General features: G+C 63.1%; 12 protein-coding genes. 2 read left to right on the plus strand and 10 right to left on the minus strand.

Translation table 11 applies throughout. From position 1 onward, the window contains the following. Positions 1–14: 14 nt before the first annotated feature. From ACZ889_RS22995 to ACZ889_RS23040, 10 genes are all read right to left on the minus strand, one after another. Positions 15–218 (minus strand): formate dehydrogenase subunit delta, encoded by a 204-nt coding sequence (locus ACZ889_RS22995; RefSeq protein ID WP_012053127.1) that lies wholly within the window; start codon positions 216–218, stop codon positions 15–17. Further along, positions 215–3,097 (minus strand): formate dehydrogenase subunit alpha, encoded by a 2,883-nt coding sequence (fdhF, locus tag ACZ889_RS23000; protein ID WP_476257842.1) that lies wholly within the window; start codon positions 3,095–3,097, stop codon positions 215–217. The genes ACZ889_RS22995 and fdhF overlap by 4 nt, the downstream gene beginning before the upstream one ends. Beyond that, a complete protein-coding gene (locus tag ACZ889_RS23005) occupies positions 3,094–4,653 on the minus strand; it encodes a formate dehydrogenase beta subunit (RefSeq protein WP_180689538.1) in 1,560 nt (519 codons plus the stop codon). The genes fdhF and ACZ889_RS23005 overlap by 4 nt, the downstream gene beginning before the upstream one ends. Further along, positions 4,647–5,129, minus strand: coding sequence for a formate dehydrogenase subunit gamma (locus ACZ889_RS23010; RefSeq protein WP_003248859.1), 483 nt, complete (start codon positions 5,127–5,129; stop codon positions 4,647–4,649). The genes ACZ889_RS23005 and ACZ889_RS23010 overlap by 7 nt, the downstream gene beginning before the upstream one ends. Before the next feature lie 402 nt (positions 5,130–5,531). After that, the gene (locus ACZ889_RS23015) at positions 5,532–6,053 is read right to left on the minus strand and encodes a ProQ/FinO family protein (RefSeq protein WP_014753898.1); all 522 of its coding nucleotides are present in this window, start codon (positions 6,051–6,053) and stop codon (positions 5,532–5,534) included. A 122-nt stretch (positions 6,054–6,175) separates the two neighbouring features. Beyond that, entirely contained in the window at positions 6,176–6,730 is a 555-nt protein-coding gene (locus tag ACZ889_RS23020; RefSeq protein ID WP_003248854.1) for a helix-turn-helix domain-containing protein, read from the minus strand. A 183-nt stretch (positions 6,731–6,913) separates the two neighbouring features. Continuing rightward, on the minus strand, positions 6,914–8,272 hold the full coding sequence (locus ACZ889_RS23025) for an aspartate aminotransferase family protein (RefSeq protein ID WP_003248853.1): 1,359 nt from the start codon (positions 8,270–8,272) through the stop codon (positions 6,914–6,916). Positions 8,273–8,341: 69 nt separating this feature from the next. Beyond that, entirely contained in the window at positions 8,342–9,115 is a 774-nt protein-coding gene (locus ACZ889_RS23030; RefSeq protein WP_180689537.1) for a gamma-glutamyl-gamma-aminobutyrate hydrolase family protein, read from the minus strand. Between the two features lie 84 nt (positions 9,116–9,199). Continuing rightward, the gene (locus ACZ889_RS23035) at positions 9,200–10,546 is read right to left on the minus strand and encodes a glutamine synthetase family protein (RefSeq protein WP_180689536.1); all 1,347 of its coding nucleotides are present in this window, start codon (positions 10,544–10,546) and stop codon (positions 9,200–9,202) included. A gap of 27 nt (positions 10,547–10,573) precedes the next feature. Then, positions 10,574–11,128 (minus strand): helix-turn-helix domain-containing protein, encoded by a 555-nt coding sequence (locus ACZ889_RS23040; RefSeq protein WP_003248847.1) that lies wholly within the window; start codon positions 11,126–11,128, stop codon positions 10,574–10,576. A 213-nt stretch (positions 11,129–11,341) separates the two neighbouring features. On the opposite strand from ACZ889_RS23040, the gene ACZ889_RS23045 reads away from it, so the two are divergent. After that, the gene (locus ACZ889_RS23045; RefSeq protein WP_004576757.1) at positions 11,342–12,235 is read left to right on the plus strand and encodes a LysR substrate-binding domain-containing protein; all 894 of its coding nucleotides are present in this window, start codon (positions 11,342–11,344) and stop codon (positions 12,233–12,235) included. Positions 12,236–12,334: 99 nt separating this feature from the next. Next, positions 12,335–13,039 (plus strand): SDR family oxidoreductase, encoded by a 705-nt coding sequence (locus ACZ889_RS23050; protein ID WP_047604596.1) that lies wholly within the window; start codon positions 12,335–12,337, stop codon positions 13,037–13,039. Positions 13,040–13,128 lie beyond the last annotated feature (89 nt).

A 13,128-nucleotide genomic window follows, 5' to 3' on the forward strand; every position in this document is an offset into this window, starting at 1 on the left:
TGCCGCCCGGGAATCTAGACCAACGCCTCCCGCACCTTCGGGTCAAGCCCCTCCCCCGCATGGGCCTCGCTCCATTCCGCCAGTTGCCGGCGCATGGCCGGCGTCCAGAAGCTCTGCAAATGCTGCCGCACCCCTTGCACCGCCAGCGCCGGATCAGGCTCGCTGTCGAAGTAATGGGCAATCTGGTTGGCCATCTTGACCAGGTTTTCACTGCTCATCGGCGAACCTCGGCTTTCTCCGCAGCACGGCGCTCTTTCAGCAGGCGCTGCTGTTCATCACTGAAGTCCTGGTAGCGCTTTTGCCACTGCGATGGCTGGAACACTTTCACCACTTCCACTGCCGTCACCTTGTACTCGGGGCAGTTGGTGGCCCAGTCGGAGTTGTCGGTGGTGATCACGTTGGCACCCGACTCCGGGAAGTGGAAGGTGGTGTACACCACGCCCGGCGCCACCCGCGCACTGACCTTGGCACGCAGCACAGTCTGCCCGGCGCGGCTGCCGATGCCGACCCAGTCACCGTCGTGGATGCCACGGCTTTCCGCGTCGGTCGGGTGGATCTCCAGGCGGTCGGCATCGTGCCAGGCAACGTTGGCAGTGCGCCGGGTCTGGGCGCCGACGTTGTACTGGCTGAGGATACGACCGGTAGTCAGCAGCAACGGGTAGCGGTTGTTGACCTTTTCGTCGGTGGGCACGTAGCCGGTGAGCATGAAGCGGCCCTTGCCACGCACGAACTGGTCGATGTGCATGGTCGGCGTGCCGTCTGGCGCAGCGTCGTTGCACGGCCACTGCAGGCTGCCATGGCGGTCGAGTTCAGCGTAGCTGACACGACGGAAGGTCGGCGTCAGGCGGGCGATCTCGTCCATGATCTCGGAAGGATGGCGGTAGTTCATCGGGTAGCCCAGGGCGTTGGCCAGGGCCACGGTAGCTTCCCAGTCGGCCTTGCCGGCCAGCGGCTCCATGACCTTGCGCACCCGCGAAATTCGCCGCTCGGCGTTGGTAAAGGTGCCGTCCTTTTCCAGGAACGAACTGCCCGGCAGGAACACATGGGCGAACTTGGCAGTTTCGTTGAGGAAGATGTCCTGCACCACCACGCACTCCATGGCCAGCAAGGCCGCGGTGACGTGCTGGGTGTTGGGGTCGCTCTGGGCGATGTCCTCACCCTGGCAGTACAGCGCCTTGAAGCTGCCATCCAGCGCCGCCTCGAACATGTTAGGAATGCGCAGACCCGGGTCGGGCTGCAAGGTCACGCCCCACGCCTGTTCGAACTCGGCGCGCACGCCCTCGTTGGAGACATGCCGGTAGCCGGGCAGCTCGTGGGGGAACGAGCCCATGTCGCACGAGCCCTGCACGTTGTTCTGCCCGCGCAGCGGGTTCACCCCTACCCCTTCACGCCCGATGTTGCCAGTGGCCATGGCCAGGTTGGCGATGCCCATCACGGCGGTACTGCCTTGGCTGTGCTCGGTCACCCCCAGGCCGTAGTAGATGGCCGCGTTGCCGCCGGTGGCATACAGCCGGGCCGCAGCGCGGATCTGCTCAGCAGGCACGCCACAAACCGGGCCAAGCACCTCGGGGGCGTTGTCTGGCAGGCTGACGAAGTCGCGCCAACGGGCGAAGTCTTCGGTTTCGCAGCGGGCATCGATGAAGCTTTGGGCCAGCAGGCCCTCGGTAACGATCACGTGGGCCAGGGCGTTGAGCATGGCCACGTTGGTGCCCGGGCGCAGTTGCAGGTGCAGGTCGGCGCGGGCGTGCGGCGAGTCGACCAGGTCGATGCGCCGTGGGTCGATCACGATCAGCCGCGCCCCCTGGCGCAGGCGGCGCTTGAGTTGCGAGCCGAACACCGGGTGGGCGTCGGTGGGGTTGGCGCCAATCACCAGCACAACGTCGGCCTGCATCACCGAGTCGAAGCTTTGCGTGCCGGCTGACTCACCCAGGGTCTGCTTCAGGCCATAACCGGTGGGCGAATGGCACACCCGTGCGCAGGTGTCGACGTTGTTGTTACCAAACGCCGTGCGCACCAGTTTTTGCACCAGGTAGGCTTCTTCGTTGGTACAGCGGCTGGAGGTGATGCCGCCGATGGAGTCGCGCCCGTATTTGAGCTGGATGCGGCGGAACTCGCTGGCGGCATAGGTCACGGCCTCGTCCCAGCTGACTTCCTGCCACGGGTCTTCCAGGCGCTTGCGGATCATCGGTTTGGTGATGCGGTCCGGGTGGGTGGCGTAGCCCCAGGCAAAGCGGCCCTTGACGCAGGCGTGGCCGTGGTTGGCGCCACCGTTCTTGTCCGGGACCATGCGCACCAGCTGGTCACCCTTGATTTCGGCGCGGAACGAGCAGCCAACGCCGCAGTAGGCGCAGGTGGTAATGACCGAACGCTCAGGCTGGCCAAGCTGCACCAGGCTCTTTTCCGTCAGGGTCGCGGTCGGGCAGGCCTGCACGCAGGCGCCGCACGACACGCATTCGGAAGCCAGGAAGTTTTCGCCACCCGCTGCCGCCACCCGCGATTCGAAACCACGTCCGGTAATGGTCAGGGCGAACGTACCCTGGATGTCCTCGCAGGCGCGCACACAGCGGCTGCAGACGATGCACTTGCTCGGCTCGTAGTCGAAATACGGGTTGGAAACGTCTTTTTTCTCGTCCAGGTGGTTGGCGCCGTCATAGCCGTAGCGCACCTCACGCAGGCCCACCTGGCCGGCGACGGTCTGCAGCTCGCAGTTGCCGTTGGCCGAACAGGTCAGGCAGTCCAGCGGGTGGTCGGAAATGTACAGCTCCATCACGTTGCGACGCAGGCCGGCCAGGCGCGGGGTTTCGGTGCGCACCACCATGCCTTCGCTGACTGGCGTGGTGCAGGATGCCGGGTAGCCGCGCATGCCTTCGATTTCCACCATGCACATGCGGCAGGAGCCGAAGGCTTCGAGGCTGTCGGTGGCGCACAGTTTGGGGATGCTGGTGCCCAGCATGGCGGCGGCGCGCATGACCGAGGTGCCAGCAGGCACGCTGATGGCGCGGCCGTCGATGCTCAGGCTGATCTGCACGTCGCTTTCGCGGGCCGGGGTGCCGAGGTCGCTGCTTTTATCAGAAGCGGGGTCGAAGAAATTGATCACTGTGCGGCCTCCGTGGTGGTCAGCCCAAAATCGGCGGGGAAGTACTTGAGCGCGCTGGCCACCGGATAGGCAGTCATACCGCCCATGGCGCACAGCGAACCGTACTGCAGGGTGTCGCACAGGTCGCGCAGCAACAGTGCCTGGTCATGGCGCTCGGTGATGTCGCTGCTGGCGATCAGCCGGTCGACCACTTCCATGCCCCGGGTGGAACCGATACGGCACGGGGTGCACTTGCCGCAGGACTCCTCGGCACAGAACTGCAGGGCGAAACGCGCCATGCTGGCCATGTTCAACGTATCGTCGGCCACCACCACACCGCCGTGGCCGAGCATCGCGCCCACGGCAGCAAACGCTTCATAGTCCAGTGGGGTGTCGAAATGGCTGGGGGGTACCCAGGCACCAAGCGGGCCACCGACCTGCGCGGCCTTCAGCGGCCGGCCACTGGCCGTGCCACCGCCATAGCCTTCCACCAGCTCGCGCAGGGTCAGGCCGAACGCGCGCTCGACCAGGCCACCCTGGCGAATGTTGCCGGCCAGCTGGAACGGCATGGTGCCCAGCGAGCGGCCCATGCCGAAATCGCGATAGAACGCTGCACCCTTGGCCAGAATGATGGGCACCGAAGCCAGGGTAAGCACGTTGTGCACCAGCGTCGGCAGGCCGAACAGCCCTTGCAGCGCAGGCAGCGGTGGCTTGGCGCGGACAATGCCACGCTTGCCTTCGATGGATTCGAGCAGCGCGGTTTCTTCGCCGCAAATATAGGCGCCGGCGCCCACCCGCACCTCCAGGTCGAACGCCTGGCCGCTGCCGGCTACGTCAGCACCCAGGTAGCCAGCGTCACGCGCGATGGCGAAGGCCTGGTCGAGTACCCGGATGGCATCGGGATACTCCGAGCGCACATAGATATAACCCTTGTCGGCACCCACGGCGAGGCCGGCAATGATCATGCCCTCGATCAGCAGGAAGGGGTCGCCCTCCATCAGCATGCGATCAGCGAACGTGCCCGAGTCACCCTCGTCGGCGTTGCACACCACGTACTTCTGCCCGGCGCCAGCATCACGCACAGTGCGCCACTTGATGCCGGCCGGGAACGCCGCACCACCACGGCCACGCAGGCCGGAATCGAGCACTGCGGCAACCACTTCGGCACCGTCCAGCGCCACAGCGGCCTCGAGGCCTGCGAAACCGCCATGGGCACGATAGTCGTCCAGTGACAATGGGCGGGTGATGCCCGCGCGTGCGAACAGCAAGCGTTGCTGGGTCTTGAGATAGGGTATTTCTTCGACCGGCCCCAGTGCCAGCGAGTGGCCACCGGGTTCGCCCGCCAAGGCATCAAGCAGTGACGGCACATCGTGTGGCGTAATCGGGCCGAAACCCAGGCGCCCTTGCGCACTGTCGCACTCGATCAGCGGCTCCAGCCAGTAAAGCCCGCGCGAGCTGGTGCGCTGGATGTCCAGTGGCAACTGGCGGCGCTCGGCCTCATGCAGCAGGGCATCGGCAACCTGATCGGCACCCACGGCACGGGCTACCGAATCACAGGAAATATACAGCTTCAGCATGCTGAGTCCTCCCGGCAACCGTTGACCAAGTCCCGCAGGCGCTCAGGGGTGAGGCGCGCGTGCACCTGGCCGTCCAGCTCCAGCGCTGGCGAGCAGGCACAGGCACCCAGGCAATAAACAGGGCGCAGGCTGATGGCGCCGTCGGCGCTGGTGCCGTGATCGTCCAGTGCCAACTGTTCACGCAATTGCGCGGCCAGGGCTTCGGCGCCACGGCTCTGGCACGATTCGGCACGGCACAGGCGCAGGGTGTGGCGAGCGGGCGGCGCGGTGCGGAAGTCGTGATAAAAACTGATAACCCCACGCACTTCAGCCAGGCTGAGGTTGAGGGCATGGGCGATCTCGGGAACAGAAGCGTCGGGGATGTAACCCAGCTCGTGCTGGACGGCATGCAGGATCGGCAACAGGGCACCGGGGGTGTCCTTGTCGCGGGCCAGAATGCGCTGGATTACAGGCAGGTGGAGCAATTCATCAGGCATACAGCGGACCTCGGCATCACGGACCCTGCCTGATTTTTTTTAAGGGGCAGGTTTCCGGCGTGTTCTGCTGCGGCGCACCGCCCACGTCACAGTTGCGTGGTACTGGCGGCCTCCTCGCCCACGGCCGCACGTCTGCGCGCACTGACCCTTGGGCATCCTGCTAGCATGGCACTTGTGGCGCCGAGGGGTTGCATGCGAGCGACCAGGCGCATTCTGAAACCGACGAACGTGGTTACGCCCCGGCATCATCTGCCGCGGCTTGCCGATCAGGTGGGTCTTGAAACCATCGTTGCATGCACCAGGCCCTCGAAACCGAACCTGGTCCATTGCCGGGCCTGCCAGACGGCAGCCCCGGCAATGGGCTGCCATCCAGCATGGCTACGGGACAGAACGCGACTGAGTTCAGTCGGTAGACTTCACCGTTGCGGTGTCGGCGGCGGGGGCCGGAGCCTGGGCCTGGACCTGGGCCTTTGACTTCGCTCGATTGCGTCGATCCTGGCTGCGTTGCCGCGCAGCCTGCTGCTTGGCATGCAGCGCCTGAGCGGCGGTCACAGTACCCGCGGCCTGACCGTTCAAGTCAAGGCGCGGAGCATTCTCCACCATGCTCGCCCAGTATCGAGTGCCCCGGCACCACGTGGAAATGCCCAGCTTGAGCTGTTCGCGGGTTAACCCAAGCAGCTCCAGGTGTTGCTCGGCATCCTTGAAAATGCCCTCCTTGAGCGGCACCTTGGGGGCCGGGTTGACCGGGAAAGCCAAGGGAAAATGCTTCTGCAGTGGCCAGATCGCTGCCACCGCCGGGTCCATCTCACGCGGCTTCGCCTGCGGGGGCGACTTGCGCTTGGGCGGTTTCGCGCTCTCGGCCTTTACCTGCCCTTTTTCCGCCCGCAGGCGGTCTCGTAGCTCAGCTAGTTGTTCAAAACCCATTGTTCATTCACTGCTTCGAAGTTGATTGCGTGGTGCAAGGATACCCCATGCAGCCAGCACATTGCTTGCAGGCCAACTTTCCCGGCCAGCCCAGGCACAAGCGCATGCCTGTGCGACGGCCCTCAGCTGAACACCCAAAGCACGCGTGTGGGCTTGTCGGTCAGGTTGGCATACCGAAAACGGGCGTGGGGTTGCAACTGAAAACTGTCATTGGCGTACAGCGTGACCGGGTCAGCATCGCCCAACCATACGGTCAGTTCGCCTTCGAGCACGAAGCAGCCCTGCTCCGAGCTGTCGTCAAGGTACTCCTCGCCACTGCTGGCCCCCGGCTGCAAATGGCTATCGAGCATGGAAAACGCGCCCGTTATGGAGGGCGATGCCAGCACGTCGGTGATGCCACCTGCCAGGTGCAGCGTGCGACGCTCGTGCGGGCGGGTCACCCAGTCGAGCTCACGGGGTTTGTCCAGCTTGTAGAAATAGGCTGTGGATACACCGAGCTCTTCGCTGATGGCTGTGAGATCGGCCACAGTCGGGCGTGACACGCCGCGTTCGACCTGGGACAGAAAGCCCACCGAACGGCCGATGCGCTGTGCCAGCTCGCCCAGTGTCAGGCCCTTGAACTTGCGCAGGTCGCGAATCAGTACTGCCAGGCCTTCGATTTCTTCGTGCACTTTCATGGTTGAATCGCGACTTTCAGACGGGAAATGGATGCCCAGAAAAGTACAGGATTCATTTCACAAAGCAAAATGCTTTGCGGAAGGTGCCTGACGTGAAATGTACGATTGCGGCACCGATCGAGCACCGCGCAGGCGGCGCTCGATCTCACAGGTGCTGAGAACAGCTAACCAGGCCCTCCGTCCTTACCGAACAGCCTCATAGGTCAGGTCAAGGCACTTGCGGGCTTTCTCCACCAGTTCGTCGATCTCTTCGATACTGATCACCAGCGGTGGCGCGATGATCATGGTGTCGCCTACAGCGCGCATGATCAGGCCGTTGTCAAAGCAGTGCTGGCGACAGATCATGCCGACACCTTTGCCTTCATAACGGGCCCGGGTGGCCTTGTCTTTCACCAACTCGATCGCACCGAGCATGCCCAGGCCGCGCACTTCGCCTACCAGCGGGTGGTCGGCCAGTTCGCGCAGGCGTTGTTGCAGATACGGCGCGGTTTTATCGTGCACCTGCTGGATGATCTGCTCGTCACGCAGGATCCGCAGGTTCTCCAGGCCCACCGCTGCCGCCACCGGGTGGCCGGAATAGGTGAAGCCGTGGTTGAAGTCGCCGCCTTCGCTGATCACCTTGGCCACCTCGTCACGCACGATCACCCCGCCCATGGGGATGTAACCGGAGGTCAGGCCCTTGGCGATGGTCATCAGGTCAGGCTTGAGGTCGTAATAATCGGTGCCGAACCACTCACCGGTACGGCCGAACCCGCAGATCACTTCGTCGGCGACGAAGAGGATGTCGTACCTGGCCAGGATTTCCTTGATCTTCGGCCAATAGGTCTGCGGCGGAATGATCACGCCACCGGCGCCCTGGATCGGCTCGGCGATGAAGGCGGCAACGTTGTCCACGCCAACTTCGAGGATCTTCTTCTCCAGTTGCTCGGCCGCCCACACACCGAAGTCGGCCTCGGTCATGTCGCCGCCTTCGCCAAACCAGTACGGCTGCGGGATGTGCACGACATCCGGGATCACCCCGCCCTGCTGGTGCATGCCACTCATGCCGCCCAAGGCGGCGCCCGCCACGGTAGAGCCGTGGTAGCCGTTGATGCGGCCAATGATGACCTTCTTGTTCTTCTGGCCCTTCAGAGCCCAGTAATGGCGGACCATGCGCAGCACGGTGTCGTTGCCTTCGGAGCCGGAACCGGTGAAGAACACGTGGTTCATGCCTTGCGGGGCCACCTCGGCGATCGCCTTGGCCAGCTCCAGCGCGGGCGGGTGCGCGGTCTGGAAGAACAGGTTGTAGTAAGGCAACTGCTTCATCTGCTGGCTGGCGACATCGGCCAGCTCATCGCGACCATAGCCGACCGCCACGCACCACAGGCCGGCCATGCCATCGAGAATCTTGTTGCCCTCGCTGTCCCACAGGTACACGCCCTTGGCCGAGGTGATGATGCGCGGGCCTTTCTCGGCCAGTTGCCTGACATCGCTGAACGGGGCCAGGTGATGGTCGCGGCTCATTGTTTGCCAGGCAAGGGTCTGCGAATTCTGTTCACTCATTGACTTCACTCCATCAAGTTGCGCAGCCGCGCTGCGAGGGTATTTTTTACAGGTGGGAAAGGCCGCTGCTCAGGCAGACAGCAACAGCCTCTGGCGCAGTACCGAGCGGTGCCGGCAGGCCTTGCCGAAGGACTGGAAGATGGCCAGGTAATGGGGGTTATCCATGACCTGGAACTCGGGGTGCCATTGCACACCCAGGGCAAAGCCCTTGCTGCTCTCGACCGAAATCGCTTCCACCAGGCCATCGGGCGCCAGCGCTTCCACCCTCAGCCCGGGGGCCAGTACGTCGATGCCTTGGCCGTGGATGGAATTGACGTCGAATATTGCCGGCAAGCCCATACGGTCGAGCATGCCGCCAGGCTCTACATGCAGGGTGTGGCGCGGCCCATATTGCTTGTCGAGGGGCTCATCCTTGCCTTCGCGGTGGTCCATGAACATGCCGGTCTCGTGGACCTTCTGGTGCAGGGTGCCACCCAGCGCCACGTTCATTTCCTGGAAGCCACGGCAAATGCCGAGTACCGGTACACCGGCGGCGATGGCGGCGCGCATCAGCGGCAACGTGGTGGCATCGCGCAGAGGGTCGTGATGGGTGCCCGCAGCACTGGCCGGGCCGTTGTAGTGGTACGGCTCGATGTTGGACGGCGAACCGGTGAAGATCAGCCCATCCACCACGTCAAGAATATCGGCGCTGTTCATCAACTCACCGAGGCTGGGAATGACGATGGGCAGCCCACACGCCGCCTTGGCTGCCGCGCGCGCGTACTTCTCGCTGATGGTCTGGGTTGCATGCAGCTCAATCATGCTGGTGCATGCGGTAATGCCGATCACGGGCACACGTGGCATATCTTCCTCCGGCAAATCCATATTGCGCGTTGTATTGAAACGGTAGAAAGGGAGGGTGCAGCGTCGCTGTTCCAACCTCGGCACCTACAGGAACCAGCGGTATTCGCGGGCATCGATGTGGTGCATGAAGTCCAGTTGCTCCTGGTATTTGTTTTCGCAATAGACCATCACGAACTCGCTGCCCAGGCCTTCGTTGACCACCGGGTGATGACGCATGGCGGCCAAGGCGCTGAGGGCATCCTTGGGGAAGTCGATGCCGCTCTGGCGGTTGTCGTTCAGCGGGGCGATGGGCTCCACGCCACGATCCAGACCATGCTCCATCCCGGTCAAAATGGCCGCCAGTACCAGATACGGGTTGGCGTCGGCGCCAGCGAGGCGGTGCTCGATGCGCAGGTTGCGCGGGTCGGACTCGGGGATGCGGATGCACGCGTCACGGTCTTCGAAACCCCAGCTGGCCTTGCTCGCCGCGTTGACCATGGCGCCATAACGTCGGTAGGCATTGTGGTTGGGGGCAAAGATCGGCATGCAGTGCGGCAGCAGCTCCAGGCAGCCTGCCACCGCATGGCGCAGCTTGCGCTGTTCGCTTCCCGCCAGGATGTTATTGCCGGCTTCGTCGTACAGGCTGACGTGCACATGCATGCCGCTGCCTGGCGCGTCCAGGTAGGGCTTGCTCATGAAGCTGGCACGGTAGCCGTGCTTCATCGCGATACCGCGGGTACTGCGGCAGAACAGTGCCGACCAGTCCGCCGCACTGAGGGCATCGTCGCTGTGCGAGAAGTTGATCTCGAACTGGCCTGGGCCCAGCTCTGCGGTGATGACGTTCGCCGGCACGCCCTGCTCGTTGGCGCCATCGACCATCTCGTGCAGGACCGACGAGAAGCGCGACAACCGCTCGATGTGCATGTTTGGCTGATCGTCTTCATCCTCGGTTGCCGTGTCACGTGGGTACTGCGGCAGGCCGTTATCAAGCTTGCGGTCGAACAGGTAGAACTCCAGTTCGAACGCCACCACCGGGCGGATGCCACGCTTGGCCAGACGCTGAAGCACACGCGCCAGCACTTCACGGGGCTCGAACTCGATCGGCTTTGCGGTGCCGTCGGACGTGATCAGCATCTGGGCGATCACTTCCTTCTCCCAACGCACCGGCTTCAGCGTACCCGGCACCAGGCGCCGGGCGGCATCCGGGTCGCCGTCGGCGAAGCAATAGTCACCAATCGGGTAAAGGCCGCCCTGGGTCCCCAGCAGCACGCAGTTTTGCGGCAGCTTCAGTGGCGCACCGGCTGCGACTTTTTCCAGCATGTCCATGGGGTAGCGCTTGCCGTAGAAGTGCCCGGGGATGTCCAGCGCAATCAGGTCGACATAGCGAATTGCCGGGTGTTCTGCTCGGAACGAGCGCACTTCAACCAGCAGGTCCGGAAAGATGACACTCATCTTCTTATCCTTGTGAGGTGAACGAATTCAATTGAAGACCCAGAGCACACGGGTGGTTCTGTCCGTCAGGTTGGCGTAACGGAACGGCGCATGGGGTTGCAGCTGGAAGCAGTCGTTGGCTTGCAGGGTCACGGCATCGCCCTGGTCCAGCCACACCGTGAGTTCGCCCTCGAGCACGAAACAGCCCTGCTCGGAACGGTCGCTCAAGTACGCCTCCCCACTGGTGGCGCCCGGCTCGAGAAGGCTGTCGAGCATGGAGAAGGCGCCTGCGATGGTCGGCGAAGCCAGCACGTCGGTGATGCCCGACTCCAGGTACAGCGTGCGCCGCTCGTTAGGGCGCGTGACCCAGCCAATGCTGCGGGGCTTGCTCAGGTTGTAGAAGTACGCGGTTGATACGCCGAGCGCTTCGCTGATAGCGGTGAGGTCTGCCACGGTCGGGCGCGAAACGCCGCGTTCGACCTGGGAGAGGAAACCCACCGAGCGGTTGATGCGCTCGGCCAGTTCACCCAAGGTCAGGTTCTTGAATTTGCGCAGGTCGTGAATAAGGATCGCGAGGGCTTCAACCTCTTCGTGTCTCTTCATCGTTTCGGACTGCCGTGAAATTTTTAGACTTATTTTTCATGAAAATTTACATGAAAAATTTCACGCGTCAAGCTGAACAATGAAAATGTGCAGCCGCCAACAGAGGGCTTGCTGCGCAGCGTGGCGGATTGCCTGCGGTGGCGCGGGTTTCTTTACAGGCGCTCGGCGAGTAGCCTCGTGGGTGAATCCTCCAGCCCGACCCTGTCCATCGCCATGCCAAACGGTTTCCCTGATTTGCCCTCACTCAATGCGCTACGTGTGTTCGAAGTGGTTGCCCGCCACCTGAACTTTCGCCTGGCCGCCGACGAGCTGGGGGTGACCCAGGCGGCAGTTGCACAACAGATACGCGGGCTGGAAGCGAGCCTGAACCTTCGTTTGTTCGAGCGCCTGCCCCGGGGCCTGGCACTGACCGATGCGGGGCTGGGCTACAGCGGCAGCATTCGCAACGCCTTGGCGATGATCGATGAGGCTACCCGCCTGCTGCGGCCACAAGCGTCTCATCTGACGGTCAGCGTGACACCGACCTTTGCCTCCAAATGGCTCATTCCCCGGCTGGGCCGCTTTGCGCACAGCCATCCGGACATCGATTTACGTGTACTGGCCACAGATCGGCTGTCCCACTTCAATACCGACGGCGTGGATCTCGCAGTCCGCTATGGCAAGCCCGACATCGGCGCGGGTTTGAACAGCGAACTGTTGATGGAACAGCGTATCGTCGCCGTGGCCAGCCCAACGTTGTTCGAAGCCAGCAAAGTCCCCACCAGCTTCGAGCAGCTTCAAGCGTTCACCCTGCTTCACGATGCCCATGATTTCTGGCCTCGGTTCCTTGCACAACTGTTCCCGCAACACGGGCAAGCGACTGCCAAAAACCTGCGGTTCAACCAGACTTCATTGGCCATCGATGCGGCCATCAGTGGTCAGGGTATTGCGTTGGCAAGCCTGGCGTTCGTCAGTGATGACCTCGTCGCGGGCAGGCTGACCCAGGTCTTCGCTCAGCAACTCAGGCTCGATAAGTCGTTTTACCTGGTATGGCCACGAAAGTTGCAGCAGCCGGAGTCGCTAGGCATTGTCCAGCGCTGGCTCAAGCAACAAGCAGGCAATAGTTAATCTACTGCCTTGGTGAAGTTTAGCTGTCTCCCTCGCGGCCACGACTGCTGCTAATTTTAGTGCACCTAAGCATTCAGCCATTAACGTTCCGGAGGCAGCATGTCAGTAGAAAAAGTTGCGATCATCACAGCAGGTGGCAGTGGTATGGGCGCGGCTGCGGCACGGCGCCTGGCCGCTGACGGGTTCAAGGTTGGCATCCTGTCCTCCTCGGGCAAGGGCGAAGCGCTGGCTGCCGAGTTTGGCGGTGTGGGTGTAACAGGTAGCAACCAGTCGGTTGAGGACCTGAAACGCCTGGTCGATGCCGTGGTGGAAAAGTGGGGGCGCATCGACGTGCTGGTCAATAGCGCCGGCCATGGTCCGCGCGCGCCAATCCTGGAAATCAGCGACGAAGACTGGCACAAGGGCATGGACACCTATCTGCTCAATGTCATTCGCCCGACTCGCCTGGTGACGCCCTACATGCAGCGCCAGAAAGGGGGCGTGATCATCAACATTTCCACCGCCTGGGCGTTCGAGCCGAGTGAGCTGTTCCCGACGTCTGCAGTGTTCCGTTCGGGCTTGGCCGCATTCACCAAAATCTTCGCCGACCAATTCGCCGGGGACAACGTGAGGATCAACAACGTCCTCCCCGGCTGGATCGACAGCCTGCCGGCCACCGAACAGCGCCGCGACAGCGTGCCGCTCAAACGCTATGGCACCCGCGAGGAAATCGCCGCCACCATCGCGTTTCTCGCCAGCGAAGGCGCTGCCTACATCACCGGGCAGAACATCAAGGTCGATGGCGGCGTCACACGTAGCGTTTGATTGCCCGTTGGCCGCAGCATACGCAACGGCGACCCTCACCTCCTTCGAAGCTATCGGTCAGCGTCACCCTTGCTGGCCGGCGGCGGGTA

The sequence above is a fragment of the Pseudomonas sp. TE3895 genome, assembly GCF_056278855.1.